This is a genomic window from Auritidibacter ignavus, assembly GCF_029853775.1.
Taxonomy (GTDB): domain Bacteria; phylum Actinomycetota; class Actinomycetes; order Actinomycetales; family Micrococcaceae; genus Auritidibacter; species Auritidibacter ignavus.
In genome coordinates, this window is the sequence record NZ_CP122564.1 from 1977567 (window position 1) to 1996775 (window position 19209).

The following is a 19209-nucleotide window of genomic DNA, read 5'->3' on the forward strand; positions in this document are numbered from 1 at the left end:
CATGTTACTGCCCAAACGGCGAGAACTGGCCGGGGCTGACATGATCGAAGAGACCGTTGAGCGTTTGTGTAGGCTGGTGCCCAGCAGCGCGCATGCGAAGCCTCGCGCCTGGCGATGAACTGACCGGGCACCGCTGCGAACACTCTTGTACACAGCCGTGTGCTCCTAGTGTGTGTTCACAGATGCGAGGGCGCTCTAGGGGCAGTGACCTATGAAAGGACAGGAGCCCGGGCTTCGCGTCCAGCGCTTGGCCTCGGGCGAGTGCATTATGCGTCTGATCTCTTCTTCACACCTACTGATTCACCGCGAGGCTCCGGGTGCTGTGGTGGTGTTGCCACGATGACAGCGATAACTTTCACCCTGAATCACACTCGCTTTGACGAGAACTACCAGCCACTGGACGGTACCCGGCTGACCACCAACTTCGCCAATCTGGCCCGTGGTGAAAACCGTGAGCAGAACCTGCGCACTGCCCTGCGTATGATCGATGATCGGTTCAATGAGTTGATCACCCAGGGTAATGCCAGTGGCCAGCGCTACCGAGTCCAGCTCGAGATTGTCTCGGTGGCCATCGATCTGCCGTCCCAGGACGCTGAGGAATCCTCTTTCCCGGTGATCGAAATGCTACAGACCACCGTGATCGACACCCAGACGCGGCAACGCATCCCTGGGGTGGTGGGGAATAACTTCTCCTCTTACGTGCGTGACTACGACTTCAGCATCCTGGCCCGCGAGTACGCCGAACGCGATGAGCCGTTACCGGAGGACTTCGGGGTACTCCACGGCAATATTTTCAAGGGCTTCGTAGAGTCCGAGGCCTATCAGCAACAGTTCAGCAAGCTACCGGTGATCTGCATTAGTGCCTCGACCAAGAAGACCTATCACCGCACCGAGCACCAACACCCGGTGCTGGGGGTGGAGTACCGGCAGAATGAGTTCTCGCGCACCGATGAGTACTTCGCCAAGATGGGGATGGCAGTCCGCTACTTCATGCCACCGAAGAGTGTTGCCCCGCTGGCGTTCTACCACTTCGGTGATCTGGAAGCCGACTACACCGATCTGGAACTAGCCTCCACGATCGCGACCATGGAGACCTTCCAGCGGATTTATCGACCCGAGATCTACAACGCTCACACCCCGGCTGGCGAGGTGTATCAGCCCGGCCTGGAACACACTGACTTCTCGCCAACCCAGGTGGTCTATGACCGGGAGGAACGCTCCCGGCTCGGTGTGGAACAGGGCCACTTTGCCCTGGAGAAGCTCATCACCCCGCACCGGGAGACCTTGGAACAGTGGTCGTCGCAGTACGCCGACCACCACCCGCACGCACAGGGAGCCACACGATGACGAAACTTCTACCCACCACCTCCGCCGGAAGTCTGCCCAAACCCTCCTGGCTGGCCGAGCCAGAAAAACTTTGGTCACCCTGGCAACTGGCAGACCAGGCACTGGCCGAAGGCAAACGCGACGCGCTCTTGCTGGCCCTGGCCGAGCAACGCGGTGCCGGCATCGATATCGTCAGCGACGGCGAACAGACCCGCCAGCACTTCGTGACCACCTTCATTGAGAATCTCAACGGTGTGGATTTTGAAAACCGCAAGGTGGTCCAGATTCGGGAGCGCTATGACGCCTCGGTGCCGGTGGTTGTCGATGAGGTCACGCGCAAAGGGCCGGTGTTCGTCCAGGACGCCCGGGAGCTACGGGCCCACACCGAGGCAACGATCAAATGGGCGCTGCCCGGCCCGATGACCATGGTCGATACGTTGTATGACAACTACTACGGTAGCCGGGAGAAGCTGGCCTGGAAATTTGCCGAGATCCTGAATGAAGAAGCCAAAGAACTCGCCGAAGCCGGAGTGGATATTATCCAGTTCGATGAGCCGGCCTTCAACGTGTTCTTTGACGACGTCAAGGCCTGGGGCGTGCAGGCGCTGGAGCGGGCTGCCCAAGGGCTGAGCTGTCAGACCGCCGTGCATGTCTGTTATGGCTACGGGATTGAGGCCAATACCGAGTGGAAGAAGACCCTAGGCGAGGAATGGCGTCAGTATGAGGAGATCTTCCCCCAGATCCAGCAGTCCAGCATTGATATTGTCTCGCTGGAAGCTCACAACTCGCACGTGCCGATCGAGCTCATTGAGCTGGTGCGTGGCAAGAAGCTGATGGTGGGGGCGATCGATGTGGCCAGCCACACCGTGGAGACCCCCGAAGAGGTCGCTGACACGTTGCGCCAGGCCCTGAAACACGTGGATGCCGAAAACCTCTGGGCCTCCACCAACTGCGGGATGGCCCCGTTGCCACGGGATGTGGCCCGAGCCAAGCTCCGTGCCTTGAGCGCTGGGGCCGCGATCCTGCGAGAAGAACTGAGCTCCTAACCCCATACCGGCAACGCTGTGCACGCGGTCGTCCGGGGTGTAACAACCTCGGCCACCGCGTGTGATGGGCCTGAACTTCGGTAGGATGTGGGTGACCTCACGGGCGCTCTGAGCACAGAGCTGAGATCGGACCAAGGCTGTCCGAGCACCGTTTGAACCTGTGCGGGTCATGCCGGCGAAGGAAGAAGGAGTTCTTGCATGACGCATACCTCACCCCTGAACTATTCCACCCACAGCGCTGACTACCTCGTTGACGAAGAGCACGGGATTAAGGTCCCGGTCACCCGCATCCGCCAGGATGATTCTCCCAACGGTGAGCGCAATGAACCGTTCACGGTCTATCGCACCACCGGGCCCGGCTCGGATCCGGTCCGGGGTTTGTCCGGGTTGCGCGAGCAATGGATTGCTGCTCGCGAGGATATCGAGACCTACCAGGCCCGCGGCCGGAAGCTGGAAGATGACGGCGCCAAGGCGCTACGTCGTGGGGCGGCCAGCCAAGAGTGGCAGGGCGCCCAACGGGCCCCGCTGCGGGCCAAGCCCGGGCGTCGGGTGACCCAGATGCACTACGCCCGCAACGGGCAGATCACCCCGGAAATGCGGTTCGTGGCCCTGCGCGAGGGCGTGGATGTCGAGCTGGTGCGTTCCGAGGTGGCCGCCGGTCGGGCGATTATCCCTAATAACGTCAACCACCCCGAATCCGAGCCGATGATTATCGGTAAGGCCTTCAGTGTGAAGGTCAACGCCAATATTGGAAATTCCGCGGTGACCTCCTCGATCGCTGAAGAGGTCTCCAAGATGCAGTGGGCCACCCAGTGGGGTGCTGATACCGTGATGGATTTGTCCACCGGCGATGACATTCACACCACCCGTGAGTGGATTATCCGCAACTCGCCGGTACCGATCGGTACCGTGCCGATTTATCAGGCGCTGGAGAAAGTCAACGGCGACCACCAGGCGCTGACCTGGGAGATCTTCCGCGACACGGTGATCGAACAGTGCGAACAAGGTGTGGACTACATGACGATCCACGCCGGTGTGTTGTTGCGCTACGTGCCGTTGACCGCCGAGCGGGTGACCGGGATTGTCTCCCGCGGTGGCTCGATTATGGCCGGCTGGTGCCTGGGCCATCATCAGGAGAGCTTTTTGTACGAGAACTTTGATGAGCTGTGCGAGATCTTCGCCCAGTACGATGTGGCCTTCTCCCTGGGAGACGGGTTACGCCCGGGCTCGTTGGCCGATGCCAACGATGATGCGCAGTTCGCCGAGTTGGAGACCCTGGCCGAGCTGACCCAGCGGGCCTGGGAGTACGACGTGCAGGTCATGGTCGAAGGCCCCGGCCACATTCCGTTGCATTTGGTGCGCGAGAATGTCGAGAAACAACAACAACTGTGCCACGGTGCCCCGTTCTACACGCTCGGGCCGCTGGTGACCGATATTGCCCCGGGATATGACCATATCACCAGCGCCATCGGCGCCACTGAGATTGCCCGGTACGGGACCGCGATGCTGTGCTACGTGACCCCGAAGGAACACCTGGGGTTGCCGAACCGGGATGACGTGAAAACCGGGGTGATCACCTATAAGATCGCTGCCCACGCCGCGGATGTGGCCAAGGGCCACCCGGGGGCTCGGGACCGGGATGATGCGCTGTCGAAGGCACGGTTCGAGTTCCGGTGGCGCGATCAGTTCGGGCTGTCGTTGGACCCGCAGACCGCCGAGGAATTCCACGACGAGACTCTGCCGGCCGAACCGGCTAAGACCGCGCATTTCTGCTCGATGTGCGGGCCGAAATTCTGCTCGATGCGGATCTCGCAAGATATTCGGGATGAGTTCGGCAATGTCGATGAACAAGCCCGGATCGTGCAACAGGGCATGGCGGCCAAGGCGCGGGAGTTTCGGGAGGCCGGGGGCACCGTATACCTTCCGGACCCGGCGTTCCCGGCCCGCTAGGAGGACCCCGTTACGTAGTCTGCCCGGTGGTGGCGCGTGGAAGCGTGACGGTCACGATCAGTCCACCACCCGGGCGGGCCGTGAGCTCCAGCGCACCGTGGGAACGTTCCACGATGGCGGCCACAATCGCCAGGCCGAGCCCACGGCTGGCGCCACCGGCGCGGCCCCGGGCAGTGTGGAAGGGCTCGGTCAAATGGGCAAGGACCTCGGGATCAATGATCTCACCGGCACCCTCCACCTGAAGCTGTACATCACCGGTCTCATCCGTGTCGACCGGGGGCTTAGCGGGGCCCAGGGTTGCGGTGCGCACGGTGAGCACACCGTTGTCCCGATTGTGCCGGATCGCGTTTTCCACCAGATTCTGCATCAATTGCACGAGCAATCGCTCGTCGGCGTCGGCCACCGCCGGACCCAACTCGGTGGTGACCTGTAGCCCGCGCTCGTCGGCGGCGACGGTGTACTGGTCGAGCACCGTCTCGGCGACCTCGGCAAGATCCACCGGGCCGGTCTGAATTCCGCCGGCTTCGGCCTCGGCCAAGTCCAGCAGGGATTCCACGGTGCTACTACTGCGCGCATTGAGTTCGGCCAATCGCTCGAGTACTTGGCGATCCACGACCCCGGGGGTTGCCCGGGCCACATCCAGGATGGTTTTGGAGGCAGCCAGCGGGGTGCGTAGCTCGTGGGAGGCATTGGCGGCAAACCGGCGTTGGGCGGTGTTATAGCGCTGAATGTTCTCCAGCATCGCATCGAAGGTCTGGGCTAGATCGACGATCTCATCGCGGGGCCCGGTCAGTCCGATCCGATGGTCCAACCGGCCACTGGCAGCGATCTGGGCGGCCTCGTTGATCTGGGCCAGCGGACGCAGCATCCGACCGGCCAGCCACCAGGCGACCAGCGAACTGAGTACAGCCAAGATCAGCAGCACAATAACCGAGACGGTGATCAGCAACGTGATGAGATCTTCGCGACTGTGGACCTCGACAGAGAAACTGCCGCCGGGGCTCTCGGCGCCATCAGCCACCTCTGATCCCTCGGTCCCGGCCGGTGGGTGGGTGCTATCGGGGACGATGAGCACCGAACCATCCTCGCCGGTAGCACCGACGCGTCCGAAGGAATAGTCCGGCCCCAGCCCCAGGTAGGTCACCAGCACCGTCAACAGCACCGCCCCGCAGATGATGACCAGCACCGCGTAGGAAAAGGCCAGGCGGGTCCGGGCGCTGAACCGGTGGGCCGGGCGCAACCGTTGGGGCGGCTGCTCAGTCATGATCGGCCCGCGGGCTGGTCGTGGGGGCCGGCTCGGGGTCGGCATCCACCGTGTAACCCACCCCGGAGATGGTACGGATCACCCAGGGCTCGCCGAGCTTGCGGCGCAGGGAGCTGATGGTGACCTTCACCGACTGGGTGAACGGGTTGGCGTTTTCATCCCAGGCTTCGGCCAACAGCTGTTCGGCGCTGATCACCCGGCCAGGCTCGCACATCAGCGTTTCTAACACCGCAAATTCCTTGGGGCTGAGCCGAATGTTGCGCCCCGATCGGGTGACCTCGTGCCGGAAAGGGTCCAGGGTTACCCCGCCGGCACGGTATTGGGCCGGGCGCGGGGTGAAGCGACGACGCCCCAAGGCCCGGACTCGGGCCACCAGCTCGTCGAATTCAAAGGGCTTGGTCAGATAGTCGTCGGCGCCTAAGGACAGTCCGTCGACTTTCTCCTCGACTAGCCCGGCGGCGGTGACCATCAGGATCGCCGGCCGATCCACCTCGGCGTCCAGGCGCTGGCAGACCTCGTCGCCGTGTACGCCGGGGATATCCCGATCCAACAGCATCACGTCGTAGTCAATAGTGGCCACCGCGTGTAACGCCTGGTGGCCATCGGTGGCGATATCGGCCGAGATGGACGATAGCGCCAGCCCGTCTCGGATCGCTTCGGCCAGATACTGCTGGTCTTCAACGATCAATACCCGCATGAACGGCTCCCGGTAGTTGTTGTGGTGGTGTGGTGGCGGGGATCATGTGCTCAGTGCCGCGGTCGGAGAGGTGTTCGCTGCGCGCATGGCCGGCAAGACCCCGGCGATCGCCCCGACCAGGATGGTTACGGTGATCCCCAATAGTGGAATCAGCGGCGGGAGCGTGGGCGTCCACCCGTTGACCAGGGAGACGACCAGGGTACACAGCCCGCCTAACACGATGCCGGCGACGCCACCGTAGCTCGCCAGTAGCACCGATTCAACCATAAACTGGCGCCGAATGTGGACGCGGGTGGCACCCAGTGCCCGGCGCAAGCCGATCTCGCGACGGCGCTCCATGACGGTGATGACCATGATATTGGCCACCCCGATCCCGCCGACCAACAGCGCGATCGAGCCCACACCCACCAGCAGTCCGGTAAAGGCGGTATCGATGGCATTTTGGGCCGCCAGTGTGTCGGAGGGGCGACTGACGCTGACCTCATTGGGCCGTTGCGGGTTGATGGTCGAGGGGATCAGATCCCGGACGGCAGTCACCGCCTCGTCGGTAGAGCGTTCAAACAGTGTGGTCGGTGAGCCGGAGAACTCCAGCTGCTGGTGGGCCTGCTCGGCGCCGACGAGCACCGAGGTGTTCAACTCCGCAGCCAGGGGTGAGGGGTTGAGGATGCCCAGCACCGTGTAGGTGATTCCGTTGAGACTCACCGTTGCACCCGGGGTGGCGATGCCGAGGCGTTGGGCGGCGGTGGCCCCCAGCACGGTGGTGGGGTACTGGCCGGTGGCCCGATTGAACCAGGTGCCGTTACGCAATGAGGCGGAGGTGACCTCCAAGAGTTCCTCATCGGCGGCGGCCACGGTGAGCCCATTGGTTTGGCCCGGATCGATGTGGGAGTTGCGGTAGGCGTGCACACCGGTCAGTTCGGCTAACCAACTGACCTGTTCGACCCCGTCGACCCGACGGAGCCGAGCCGCGGAATCGGCCGGTAGCACGGTCTGTTCCCCGGAGAAAGACTCGCCCGGGGTCACGGTTAGCATATTGGTGCCCAGGGCGGCCAGGCGTTCTTGCACCTTGGCCTGGCTCGACAGCGAGATCCCGATCACCGCGATCATCGCAGCGATCCCAATGGCGATCCCCAGGGCCGACAGGGTGGCCCGAGCCGGATGGGCACGCACCCCGTTCCAGCCCAGACGCAACAGGTCGGTCAGGCGCAGCCGGGAGGCATGGATGGTGGTCGGTGCGCTCACGTCATCTCACTTTCAGCTGTGATCGGTGCGTGCGTGCCGGTATCGGATTCCACCGCGCCATCGCGGATCGCGATCTGGCGGGGGAACCGGGCGGCAACGTCGCGGTCGTGGGTAATGACCAGCACCGTGGTGCCGGATTCGTTGAGTTGTTCCAGGATGTCCATCACCTGCGCGCCGGAGCGGGAGTCTAAGGCCCCGGTCGGCTCATCGGCCAGCAATAAAGGGGGGTTGCCGACCACTGCCCGGGCGATGGCCACGCGTTGACGTTGCCCGCCGGAGAGTTGTTTCGGGGTGTGGCCCGCTCGGTCAGCCAGGCCCACCCGGGCCAGGGCGTGATGGGCGCGTTCGCGCCGTTCGTCCAGCGGTAGCCCTCGGTACAGCAAACCGGTGGCAACATTATCGACAGCGGTCTGGGACTCATCGAGGTGGTACTGCTGGAAGACGAACCCGATCAGCGTGGCCCGTAAGGCGGACAGCTCGGCGTCACTGGCGGCCGAGGCGCGGTGCCCGGCGAGGATCACCTCGCCACTGGTGGCCCGATCGAGGGTGCCGATTAGATTCAGCAACGTGGTTTTGCCCGAACCACTCGGCCCAATGATCGCCACGCGCTCGCCGGGGTGCACGTCAAAACTCACCCCGTCTAACGCCACGGCGGGCGGGGACCCGTAGGTACGGCAGACCTGTTGCAGGGACAATAGGGTCTCGGCGGTACTCACTCGGCCACCGCCACCTTATCGCCGGCCGCAAGCTCACCGGAGGTGACCTCCACCATCTCATCGGCGAACTTTCCGACCTTGATCGGCACGCGCTGCACGGTGTCCCCGTCGACGACGTCAACGGCGTAGCCGCCACCGGATTGGGCCAGCAACGCGCGCACCGGAACGGTCAGCACGTCCTCGGCCACCGTGCGGGTCGCCACGACCGTGACGGGAACATTGGCATAGGAGGCGGCCACGGACGGGTCTTTTAACGCCACCCGGACCGGAATCGTCACGCTGGTCTTGCCGGAATCGTCCTCTTTTTCCACGGCGGGATCGACCTGTTCGACGACTCCCTCGGCTTCGTCACCGTTGGGTAGCCGCACGGTGACCTCTTGGCCGGTGGTCAGTAAGTCTTGCTGGGCGGTTTGCACCTCTGCGGTGGCAAATAGCCTGGTGTCGGTGACTTCCAGCACCCCGTCACTGGCGGGGCTACCGGCTTCGGACAGGCGTTTATTGACCCGCACATCGCTGGGCAGAAAGACCACGCGACCACGCTCGATTTGCTGAGTCTGGGGCAGGCCGAGATCCTTTTGCCACCGTCCGATCGCCGTAGCGGTGGCTGCATCGAAGCGTTGATCCGGTGTACCGGAGAAGTAGTCGAGATCCGCCAGGTTCTGCTCGAGTTGTTCCACATCGCGACCGTTGGGCATACCCAACTCAAAGGTGCGCCAGGCCGGCAACTTGCCGCGCATAGCTACCACCGGGCGGTCGTCGAGACGCATCAGCTCCTCGCCTGGTTTCACGGTGCTACCCGGTGAGGCCACCGAGGTCAGCGTGCCGGAGAGTTCGGTGCCCACCGTCTGGGCGGGACCATATCCCAGGGTGCCTTTGACCTCAACGCGTTCGTGCAGGTCGGTTTGTTCAGCATTGGCGGTCTCGACTTCAGCGGCTGCGGGAGCCGGAGCATCGTCGTGGACCGCATTGGCGACCACAAAGCCACCGGCTCCGGCTGCCAAGACACCGGCGACGAGCACAGAGCCGATGACCGCCCGAGATTTCAGGGTACTCACTGGCCCACCTCTGCTCCGGGGATCAGGCCGGCTTCATTCGAGCACTGTTCGACATCGGCTGGATCGGCATCCGGCACGCCACTGACGACCGGCCCCTGGCCCGAGCTGAAGTCCGGATCCGGTACATCGTAGCCGGCTTCGCGCATACACCGGGAGAACTCCAGCATCATGGCTTCCAGCTCCGAGTTATCGGCGACATTGGCGTCCTGCGGTGGCGGACCGATCTTTTCCTCGCAACTCTGCAAGGCCGCGTCGAAAGCGGCCGGGTCTTCACTGCCGCCAAAGGAGCCGTCGGGGTTGACCGGAATCGCACCACCGTCGCCGAGCTCGATCCCCTCATCGTTCATGCACTGGGTGAAATCGTGTTGCCACTGTTCCACGCTCGAGGCGCTACCGGCATTGAGCTCCGTCTCGGCGCTCGCCTCGGAGTCGTTGTTCTGATCTTTGCCGTCACCGCAGGCACTCAACACCAGAGTTGCCGCACACAGAGCGGCCGATACCTGGAGCACACCGGGCTTGATGAGTTGACGCATCTGATAACCTCCGTCGTTGGCGTCGGGGCCGACCGGCTGATTGTCCTCGCCGTCGGCGTCCTGAACAACAGGACATGTTCCAGTCTCGAAGATCGAAGGTTGTCAGAAGGTAAAGAGATGTTCTCGCGGTGTCACCAGTCCGTACACACACATCGCCCGCCGACACACCGGGTGCCGACGGGCGATGAGCTACAGCGGAGTAGCGATTAGCTCTCGGAGGACCAATCGCGGGTAGCCAGCTCGGATAGGCCGGTGGGTTCACCGTTGTCGTCGTAGAGGTAGAAGCCCTTGCCGTTTTCGGTGCCGAGGTAGTCGTTGTCCAAGGCCCACTTCAGCCGACGTGCCATTTCCTGGGAGTCCTCGTCATCGGTCTTATTGGACTCGATGGCGTAGGAGACACCGAAGCCGACCACGTCGAATAGGCGGAACGGAGTGAAACGGTCGCCTTCGGTGATGATCCGGGCCACCTTCTCGACGGTTGCCACGTCGGTGATGCCACGGGTCCACAGCTTGGCACCGTTTTCCAGCCAGGGCACGAACAGTGTGTTGATCACGTAGCCCGGGTGCTCCTTGTTGAGCTCGATCGGCACCATGCCGAACTCCTCAGCGGCCTCCACAGCGGTCTTGAAGACCTCCGGATCGGTCTGGCCGGTGGGCATGATCTCGACAATGTTCTGCTTGTGAATGTCATTGGCGAAGTGCATGGCCAGGTACTTCTCGGGGCGACCGGTCAGCTCGGCGAAGTCCGAGGGGCGGAAGGTCGAGGTGTTGGTGGCCACGATGGTCTTCTCGGGCAACAGCTCAGCGAGCTTGCCGTACAAGTCGTTCTTGATCTCGGTTTTCTCCGGAACGGCCTCAATGATCAGATCGGCGTCCTTGACGGCTTCTGCCAGATCAGCGGTCTGGGTAATGCGCTGGCGACCCTCGGTGATCTTCTCTTCGGGCTGATCGGTGAAGTACTGGCGGTACTTCTTCGCGATGTTCTCGAACCGGCCCTCAGCGGCCTTGAGTGCGTCGTCGTTAATGTCGTAGCTCACCACGTTCTTGCCGTTGTACGCGGCGAACATAGCGATCTGTGCGCCTAGGTTTCCGGCGCCCAACACGGTCAAATTCTGAACATCAGACATTATGTCTCCCATCTGCAGTTATGGAGCGGTTACATCGTATGGTCAACTCCGTTCCGTACAGTTGCGATGCTACGCCCCGCCCCGCGGGATGTGTAGGGGCTACTGGCGCCAGCACACCAGGCAACCGATCGCCCAGAGTGAACCGCGGGTTAAGGCGGTCGGGACCGTGTCAGCCAGCAGTCATAGTGCAGACTGCACAAGCGCCGCTGCGAAGTTTGTGGTCACAGGCTATGTGATCTAGCTCACAACCGGTTTAGAGTGAAGGCACACAGACACCATCGACGACGAGAGTCATCAGTAGCAGGAGGTTTCCCCGATGTCTACCTACTTCCCGTGGCTAGCCCCGTCCGAGCGAGCAGATCAGACCTGTTTGACCGATGCGAACCACTCACTGTCGTATCGAGAATTATCGGAGAGTTCTCGGGCGTTTGCCTCCCAGCTGGCCGACCACGGTATCGGCCACGGCGATGTGGTGGCCATCATGTTGCCCAATCGCATCGAACTGGTGGTCGCGATTTTTGCTGCCTGGCGTCTGGGCGCTGCCGCCACGCCGATCAACCCAGTGTTTACCGACCGGGAGGCCACGCATCAGCTCACCGACTCCGGGGCGAAGGTGATCGTCACCGCAGAACCGGATCGCTTCGCTGAGCTACTGGCCACCATTGATGTCAACGACGTGCTGGCTGAGGACAAGACGACCGAGAACCCCGCCGCCGACCACGAGCCCGATCCGGAATCGGCTGCCCAAGATATTGCCTTGCTGATCTACACCAGTGGCTCCACCGGTCGGCCCAAGGGCGTGATGCTCGATCACGCGAATCTGCACGCCATGACCGAACAAATGATGGGGGCCTTTAATTTCACCGGCGACGAGCACTGTCTGCTGGTGCTGCCACTGTTTCACTCCAATGCGTTGCTGGTCAGTGTCCTCACCCCGCTACGGGCCGGGACCCGGACCACCATTCTGGAGCGCTTCCACCCGGTGGACTTTTTGGAAGCGATTGCCACATACCGGCCCACCTATTTCTCGTGCGTTCCCACCATTCTGGCTCATCTCACCGCCCTACCGGCCGAGGCCATCCCGGACACCAGCTCGTTACGCTTTGCCGTCTGCGGTGCGGCTCCGGCCTCGGCGGAACTACTCCAGCGGGCCGAGGAGATGTTCGATATCGCCATTGTCGAAGGGTACGGGCTCACCGAAGGCACCTGTGCCTCCGCTTCGAACCCCATCGAGGGGGTCCGTAAGCCCGGCACCGTCGGTACCGCGCTCCCCGGCCAACAGATCCGGATTGTCGACCCCGAAGGCAACGAAGTGCCCACCGGTGAAACCGGCGAAATCATCATTAGTGGTCCCACCGTGATGCGGGGCTATCTCGGCAAACCCGAGGCCACCGCCAAGACCGTGGTCGATGGCTGGTTGCACACCGGTGATGTTGGCAAGCTCGACGAGGACGGGTATCTCACCATTGTCGACCGCATCAAAGACATGATTATCCGCGGTGGAGAGAACATTTACCCCAAGGAGATCGAATCCGTGCTCTACGGCGTCGAGGGTGTGCTGGAAGCCGCGGTGATTAGTAAACCCGACCCTTCCCTGGGCGAAGTCCCCGTCGCCCGCGTTTCGCTGTACTCCGGCAGCACCCTCACACCCGAGGACTTGCTGGCCGAATGTCGCAAGCACCTGACCAAGATCAAGGTGCCCGTTGAGCTGACGATCATCGACGAGATTCCCAAGAACCCCGTCGGCAAGATCGATAAGCCTCGTCTGCGCCAGGAGGCCTCGGCAGCCTCCTAGCCAGTCCCCTCATAGCTTTTTCGACCCACGTTTCAAGGAGGAATCATGGGTTTCCGCACTCCGGATCTGCCGCCGGCGGGTCCCGTTCCCCTGTCACAGATGCCTTTCCGAGACCGAATGAAGACCCTCACTCAGCATTGGGGTGAGTACGGATTCGGAGTCCCGAAGTACATCCTGCTGTTCTATATCGTCAAAATGGCCCTCTACATCGCCCTCGGTGTGGTTGTCGTGGGGCTTACCACCCCGGCGCTGGGCGGTTTTGGCGCGTTCACCGAGTGGTGGACCGAACCGATTGTCTACCTGAAACTGATGGTCTGGACGATCCTGTTCGAGATTACCGGCCTGTCCTCGTCCTCAGGGCCATTGGCGTTCAAGATCAGCCCACCGATCGGTGGCATTCTCTACTACCTGCGTCCCGGCACGCTGCGCGTACCGCCGTGGCCGGATAAAGTCCCCGGCACCTCCGGAGACCACCGCACGGCCTGGGACGTGGGTGTGTATATCGCGCTCTTGGTCAACCTGGTCTTCCTACTGGTGCACCCGGGTGCCCGCACCGAGATGGTCCCCGACGCCCAAGCCGGGCTGTTGCCGGTTTGGGCGATGCTGACCTACTTGGGCCTGCTGGGTTTGATGGGGTTGCGCGATAAGGTCGTGTTCCTCACCTCACGAGCCGAACAGTACCCGCCGATCTTGCTGGCCTTCGCAGTCCTGGCCAGCTTCACCGATATGATCATCGCCGCCAAGGTCGTGATCGTCGTGGTCTGGGTCGGGGCAGCGATTTCGAAGTTCGGACGTCACTTCACCCCGACGGTGGCAGCGATGATGGCTAATACGCCCTGGATCCCCACGCGGGCGGCCAAACGGGCGCTGTACCGAGACTTCCCGCGAGATATGCGGCCCTCACGGTTCACCACCATCATGGCTCACGGACCCGGGACCTTGGTGGAGGGTGTGGCACCGCTGGTCTTATTGTTCTCCACCAACCGCACCCTGACCTTGATTGCGCTGGTGGCCATCATCGCCTTCCACGTGTTCATCATCTCGACCCTGCCGCTGGCGGTCCCGCTGGAGTGGAATATCTTCTTTATCTTTGCCGCCTACTTCCTGTTCTGGAATTACCCGGCTGAAGCCGGCTACGGGGTCTTCGACTTCAGCTCGCCATGGGTCGCTGCCGCGGTGATTGGCGGTATGGTGATCTGGCCCATTATCGGTAATATTCGCCCGGACTGGATCTCCTTCTTGGTCTCCTACCGTCAATACGCCGGCAACTGGGCCTGCACCGTGTGGGCATTCCGCGACGAGGACGCCGAAAACAAGCTGGAGACCCACATCACGAAGTCCAATCAGATGCACTCCACCCAGCTCAAGGCAACCTTCGGTGAAGAGCTGGCTGGGATATTCACCGAGAAAGCAAATGCTTTCCGCGCCATGCACAGTATGGGACGGGCGTGCTACTCGATGCTGTACCGGCACACCAACAATATCGACACCTACCGGTTACGAGAAGGCGAGACGATTTGTTCGCCGCTCATCGGCTGGCAGTTCGGTGACGGTCACCTCCACGATGAGCGGCTGATCAGTGCCGTGCAGAAACGGTGCAACTACGAACCGGGCGACCTGGTGGTGGTCTTCACCGAATCCGAACCCATCCACCGTAACCGGACCGAGTACCGCGTGATTGATGCGGCCTTGGGCGTGGTGGAGCGTGGCTGGTATTACACCCGGGACTCCTCGGAGACCCAGCCGTGGCTACCCGATGGCCCGATCCCGCACACCGTGACCTGGACCCGTCCGGGCTACCAGGCACCCGGTGATGCGATCTATGGCCGTCACGACAGTGACGCGGAGATCACGGGTGACCCGCAGGTCAAGGTTGTACCCGTCACAGTTGACCGTGAGAAAATAACCGAATGACGACAGCGATGGTGGTTGGCAGCGGGCCCAATGGGCTCGCTGCCGCCGTGACCCTGGCCCGTGCAGGACTGGAAGTCACCGTGCTGGAAGCCGCCGAACAACCCGGCGGCGGAACCCGCTCAGCGGAACTCACGGTGCCTGGAGTTCTCCACGACGAATGCTCCGGCTTCCACCCCCTTGCTGTAGAGACCGCCTTTTCCGCGATCGCCAACCTGGATCGCTACGGCTTGCAGTGGCGGCACCCCCAGGTGCAATATGCCCAACCGCTCGATGACGGCACCGGGGCGGCTGCCTGGCAGGATGTGGCCACCACAGCAGAGCATCTGGGCAGTGACGGACCAATGTGGCAGCGGGTCTTTGGGCCACTGTCCGAAAACTTCCCGGAGATCACCGAGGACTTTTTGCAACCGATGTTGCACCTGCCACATCACGTGTGCAAGCTGGCCCACTTCGGAGCCTTTGCCGGCATGCCGGCTACCCTGCTCGGAAAACTGTGGCACACACCTCAGGCACGCGCCCTCTTCGCAGGGGTGGCCGCCCACGCCTTCCGCCCCTTCGGCTCTCTGGCGTCTTCGGCTATCGGGATTGCGTTGGGCACCGCCGCTCACACCTACGGGTGGCCGGTGGCAGCCGGAGGATCTCAGGCCATCTCGGCGGCGATGATCGCGGCACTGGAGGATCTCGGCGGGCGGGTAGAAACCGGGCTGCGCGTACGGTCCTTGTTGGATCTACCGCCAGCCGATGTGGTCATGCTCGATATCAGTCCGGCCGCCGCGCTGGAAATCGGCGGGGCGCAGATCCCATACCCAGTCCGGTGCGGGTTGCGGTCCTTCCGGCACGGGCCCGGAGCATTCGTGGTGAACTTTGCCGTGGAAGGTGGCATCCCCTGGCGGTACGAGCCAGCCCGGTCTGCCGGCACGGTACACGTGGGCGGGACCTATCACGAGGTCGCTACTGCAGAGCGAGAAATCCACCGAGGAAGGATGCCCGACCGGCCCTTCGTGCTCTTGGGCCAGCAGTATTTGGCGGATCCGGATCGCTCTGCCGGCACGGTTCATCCGGTGGATGCCTACGCACACGTACCGGCCGGATTCCGCGGAGATGCCACGGTCGCGATCGAGGAACAGATCGAACGGTTTGCCCCCGGGTTCCGCGACCGGATCGTGGGCCGATACGTCCGGTCAGCCCAGGACCTAGAATCCCACAACGCCAACTATGTGGGTGGGGACATCGTCACCGGCGCCAATTCAGCCTGGCAGTTGCTGATGCGGCCCCGGCCGAGTATCAACCCCTATTCGCTCGGTGCACCGGGACTCTACCTCTGTTCGGCGGCCACCCCGCCCGGAGCCGGTGCCCACGGGATGTGTGGCTATAACGCGGCCCAGTCAGCCCTGGCTGAACTCCGGCGGGCCGGCAGAATTGAGGAAAGGAGCCCGGTGCGTGGAGACCGAGATCTCGCTGGTCGGCCAGAGAATGTCTGAGCGACTCGAGGAAATCAGTTCGGAGACGACCAAAACCATCGCCCGGAACGTGGACTATCTCGACGAGCCCGAGTTACTCACGTCCTTGGCGGCCAGTGTGGAAGGCAATGCCACCACGATTGCCTCCATGCTGTGTAACGCCATCCCGCTCGAGCGAGTCCAGGCTCATCCGGCTACCATTGAATATGCTCATCGCCTCGCCCAACGGGGGATCCCCTCGGATTCGTTGCGCAGGGCCTACCACGTGGGAACGTCAGCGTTTCGTGCCTTTGTTTTTGAAGAAGTGTTGGCTTTGGATAGCCCGCCCGAAGCCAAGCTGGAAATCCAGCACTATATCGATGGGTTCTTTCACAGCTATATTGACTGGATCACCCAGGAAGTGCTGGCTGTCCACGCGGAGGAAACACGGCACCGGTTAGAAGATAGCGCTTCGGCCACCTCGAGTCTGGTCCGCCAGGTGCTGGACCAGCAGCCCGTGGCTCCCAGTACCTTTGAGGCACGCGCCCACTATCGGCTGGATCTGATTCACCGGGCGGCAATGGTTTGGGTGGATGACGCCAACCCGGGGGTGGATTCCACGCCGGCCCTGCTGGCGCTGACCTCGCAGGTTGCTCGTGCCTTCGGACGTGGCACCCCGCACCTGTTTACTGCTGTTGACCGGGGATTAGCGTGGGTCTGGTTCGGGGTGGGACGAGCCCAACGACCCGACCCCGCCCAGCTTGACGCCGCGCTAGCAGAATTGCCGGGTAGCAAGATTGCCTTTGGTAGTACCGAAGCCGGTGTCGTCGGTTTTCGCTGTTCCCATGTGCAAGCCGAGGCCGCGATGCGCGTGGCGTTAGCCTCGGGGAAGACCACACCACGGGCTATGTTCTACGGCGACCCCGGTGTAGCCATTACCTCGGTGCTGGTCCATGATCTGCCGGCGACGCAAGCGTGGGTGGCCGATCAACTCCGGGGATTGTGTGAGGCCAGCGAGAACGCGGAGCGGTTGCGAGAGACGTTGAGCTGTTTTCTGGCAAATGAGAGTAGCCATACCCGCACCGCAAACGCGATGAACTTACACCGCAATACCGTCCGCTACCGGGTGGAGAAGGCCATCGAGCTGCGCGGAAAACCTTTGGCCAGCACCCCCACCGACTTGGCGATGGCCCTGCAGGTCTGCGAGATCCTCGGGCTAGCCGCACGACAGTTCAGTGAACAGTCCGGATGAATCGCTGGAGGTGAAGGGCCGAGTGCGGTGAGATTAGCAGTATCAGCGACTGCACCGCCGGCTGGATCAAGGCCTCTTCTGCAACACGCATGAAGGGACCCATCGACGCGGAACTGAAGATTGTCGTGTCAGCTACTTCATATCTCAACGCGTGAGCTGACTGTGTATTGGTACATACTGCGTAGCGACTTGGAATGTGGTGGTGCAGTTGAGCAAACCGTGGGTACGGCACGAATTGAGCACCCGTGCGTCGGAGTATGGCCACCACAGAAAACCTAGTTGGACGGGGCATGACGGAACTGCTGTCTGTCCCCGCGGTCGCGCACAATCACGCCTCGATCGCTCAACTGCTCGCGCAAGGATTCAGCCTCTCCGGCTTTGCCGTCCGCAAGTGCACGACGACGGGCCCTCAGCAACGCGTGGACAGGCTCATCCAGATCCGCGCTACGGTCCACCCACTCCACAAATTCCGACTCCCGCGGGTCACCGATGCCCCGCCAGGGATATCCGAACGCACTGAATGCTACCCCCAGCTTGGTGGCCAGTCCGCTATCCGAACCAGTGCGGGAAAGCTCCCGTGAAGTAGCATCCGTCAGCACCAGCTCCTCCTTGTCCATGAAGACCTGTGAGATCTCCTGCCGGGAGAATGTGGAAGAGCCGGTCTTGGTGTCAACCCGGACTTCGTCGCCATCGATGACAACTCGGCCCACCTCCTCATTCCAGATGCCGAAGATGATCCAGCCGCCGACTGCTCCGAGCACAGTCATCAGTGGAAGCGACCAAACCAGCGGGAGTTGGTCAATCAGCCGTAACGGTGTCGGAGCCGAGTCCACGCGCTCCAGAAGCCAGGAGACCACCGGGCCGATCATAAACGTTGCGACCGCTCCGACTACCGCGCCTACCGTGGCGAACACTGGCATCAGTTTCGAGTTCACAGTGACCGTGATGCTCGATTCGGACGTGACTGTTACTCCTCAGGTAGCGCGGATGGATCGCTCCGGCAATGCGGGAGCAACTACCATGGTATCCTAAAACCGAGCGTTCGCTCTACTAATTTGTTGACAACGAGGCGAAGGTGGCATGGCACGCAGGACCGACCCTGAAAAACACGCCGCTAGGCGGCAACACATTCTCAACAGTGCTGCGGTGCTGTTTGCCGAGCAGGGTTACGAACGAACTACCACCGCACAGTTGTGCTCCCAGGCAGGGATCGGCCTCGGCACTCTGTACCACTACTTCTCGGGGAAAAAGCGGATTTTCCTGGAAGTGCTCACGCAGGACGAACAGGATACCCGTGCACTGCTGGATAGGCTGATGAGCGCCCCCGAGCCTCTGGAGGCTCTGCTAACGTTCGTTGCCTATCTGGCAGAACCTGCCACCGAGCACCCGATCGTGCCCAAGCTTGTGCTGGAAGCGATGCTCCAAGCACATCGGGATTCTAAAGTGCTTGAAGTTCTCAACAATCAAGAGGCTTCTGAGGCAGAGGGTATCAAAGCGCTCCTCCAGCGTGCTGCAGAGGCCGGCCATGTTGACGCGGAGCTAGACCTGGATGAGGCGGCTGCCTGGATTGGTAGCCTCATCGGGGCTCTATACCTGCAAGCTGCCGTCCACCCCGATTTCGATCCGGCTACGCATCAGCCCCATCTGATCCGGTCTGTGCGAACTTTTCTGCGCCCACTCGAATAGGTCGAACTTTCCCTCTTCGCGACGAATAAGTCTGCTTGCTGCAAGCGGCAAGGATATTGCTGGGGCCGGTGGCAACGTCTTCCCCGGCGCGGCAGACCTCATCTCGATCCACCCCAGTGTAGTGCTTGGGTGGAGTCGATCGTAGAAGGGGTTGACGCCCTCGACCC

At 62.2% G+C, this 19209-nt stretch carries 16 protein-coding genes and 1 riboswitch; of the genes, 8 read left to right on the forward strand and 8 right to left on the reverse strand.

What is annotated here, in order from left to right:
* Positions 1-339: 339 nt before the first annotated feature.
* The 3 genes from QDX22_RS09050 (at position 340) to thiC (ending at position 4322) form a co-directional block, all read left to right on the forward strand.
* Entirely contained in the window at positions 340-1347 is a 1008-nt protein-coding gene (locus QDX22_RS09050) for a putative oxygenase MesX (protein WP_110100833.1), read from the forward strand.
* Positions 1344-2372, forward strand: a complete 1029-nt coding sequence (locus QDX22_RS09055) for a methionine synthase (RefSeq protein ID WP_110100832.1) — start codon at positions 1344-1346, stop codon at positions 2370-2372. Before QDX22_RS09050 ends, QDX22_RS09055 begins: the two co-directional genes overlap by 4 nt.
* 89 nt (positions 2373-2461) lie before the next feature.
* Positions 2462-2573, forward strand: a riboswitch (TPP riboswitch).
* Positions 2571-4322 (forward strand): phosphomethylpyrimidine synthase ThiC, encoded by a 1752-nt coding sequence (gene thiC, locus QDX22_RS09060; protein WP_110100831.1) that lies wholly within the window; start codon positions 2571-2573, stop codon positions 4320-4322. (Overlaps the previous riboswitch by 3 nt.)
* 10 nt (positions 4323-4332) lie before the next feature.
* Here the strand turns inward: thiC and QDX22_RS09065 are convergent, their stop codons facing one another.
* The 7 genes from QDX22_RS09065 to QDX22_RS09095 form a co-directional block, all read right to left on the reverse strand.
* The gene (locus QDX22_RS09065) at positions 4333-5586 is read right to left on the reverse strand and encodes a sensor histidine kinase (RefSeq protein WP_158524726.1); all 1254 of its coding nucleotides are present in this window, start codon (positions 5584-5586) and stop codon (positions 4333-4335) included.
* Positions 5579-6283 (reverse strand): response regulator transcription factor, encoded by a 705-nt coding sequence (locus QDX22_RS09070; RefSeq protein WP_110100829.1) that lies wholly within the window; start codon positions 6281-6283, stop codon positions 5579-5581. Before QDX22_RS09070 ends, QDX22_RS09065 begins: the two co-directional genes overlap by 8 nt.
* A gap of 42 nt (positions 6284-6325) precedes the next feature.
* The gene (locus tag QDX22_RS09075) at positions 6326-7525 is read right to left on the reverse strand and encodes an ABC transporter permease (RefSeq protein ID WP_233487909.1); all 1200 of its coding nucleotides are present in this window, start codon (positions 7523-7525) and stop codon (positions 6326-6328) included.
* The gene (locus QDX22_RS09080) at positions 7522-8241 is read right to left on the reverse strand and encodes an ABC transporter ATP-binding protein (RefSeq protein ID WP_279717769.1); all 720 of its coding nucleotides are present in this window, start codon (positions 8239-8241) and stop codon (positions 7522-7524) included. The genes QDX22_RS09075 and QDX22_RS09080 overlap by 4 nt, the downstream gene beginning before the upstream one ends.
* Positions 8238-9296 carry an efflux RND transporter periplasmic adaptor subunit gene (locus QDX22_RS09085; protein ID WP_110100827.1) on the reverse strand — a complete coding sequence of 353 codons (1059 nt, stop codon included), beginning with the start codon at positions 9294-9296 and terminating at the stop codon, positions 8238-8240. Before QDX22_RS09085 ends, QDX22_RS09080 begins: the two co-directional genes overlap by 4 nt.
* Positions 9293-9829: a hypothetical protein gene (locus QDX22_RS09090; RefSeq protein ID WP_110100826.1), complete on the reverse strand. Its 537-nt coding sequence runs from the start codon at positions 9827-9829 to the stop codon at positions 9293-9295. Before QDX22_RS09090 ends, QDX22_RS09085 begins: the two co-directional genes overlap by 4 nt.
* 206 nt (positions 9830-10035) lie before the next feature.
* On the reverse strand, positions 10036-10956 hold the full coding sequence (locus QDX22_RS09095; RefSeq protein WP_110100825.1) for a 3-hydroxyacyl-CoA dehydrogenase: 921 nt from the start codon (positions 10954-10956) through the stop codon (positions 10036-10038).
* Between the two features lie 316 nt (positions 10957-11272).
* Here QDX22_RS09095 and QDX22_RS09100 point away from each other — a divergent pair, with 316 nt between their 5' ends.
* From QDX22_RS09100 to QDX22_RS09115, 4 genes are read left to right on the forward strand one after another with little or no spacing between them, the layout of a single operon-like run.
* A complete protein-coding gene (locus tag QDX22_RS09100) occupies positions 11273-12751 on the forward strand; it encodes a class I adenylate-forming enzyme family protein (RefSeq protein ID WP_110100824.1) in 1479 nt (492 codons plus the stop codon).
* Between the two features lie 45 nt (positions 12752-12796).
* Positions 12797-14665: a DUF3556 domain-containing protein gene (locus tag QDX22_RS09105; RefSeq protein WP_110100823.1), complete on the forward strand. Its 1869-nt coding sequence runs from the start codon at positions 12797-12799 to the stop codon at positions 14663-14665.
* The gene (locus tag QDX22_RS09110; protein WP_110100822.1) at positions 14662-16146 is read left to right on the forward strand and encodes a phytoene desaturase family protein; all 1485 of its coding nucleotides are present in this window, start codon (positions 14662-14664) and stop codon (positions 16144-16146) included. Before QDX22_RS09105 ends, QDX22_RS09110 begins: the two co-directional genes overlap by 4 nt.
* Positions 16106-17356 (forward strand): PucR family transcriptional regulator, encoded by a 1251-nt coding sequence (locus QDX22_RS09115; RefSeq protein ID WP_110100821.1) that lies wholly within the window; start codon positions 16106-16108, stop codon positions 17354-17356. The genes QDX22_RS09110 and QDX22_RS09115 overlap by 41 nt, the downstream gene beginning before the upstream one ends.
* A 275-nt stretch (positions 17357-17631) precedes the next feature.
* Here the strand turns inward: QDX22_RS09115 and QDX22_RS09120 are convergent, their stop codons facing one another.
* Positions 17632-18291, reverse strand: coding sequence for a YqeB family protein (locus QDX22_RS09120; RefSeq protein WP_146206413.1), 660 nt, complete (start codon positions 18289-18291; stop codon positions 17632-17634).
* 145 nt (positions 18292-18436) lie between these two features.
* Between QDX22_RS09120 and QDX22_RS09125 the strand changes: the two genes are divergently transcribed.
* Positions 18437-19042 carry a TetR/AcrR family transcriptional regulator gene (locus QDX22_RS09125; protein WP_110100819.1) on the forward strand — a complete coding sequence of 202 codons (606 nt, stop codon included), beginning with the start codon at positions 18437-18439 and terminating at the stop codon, positions 19040-19042.
* The last annotated feature ends 167 nt before the right edge of the window (positions 19043-19209 follow it).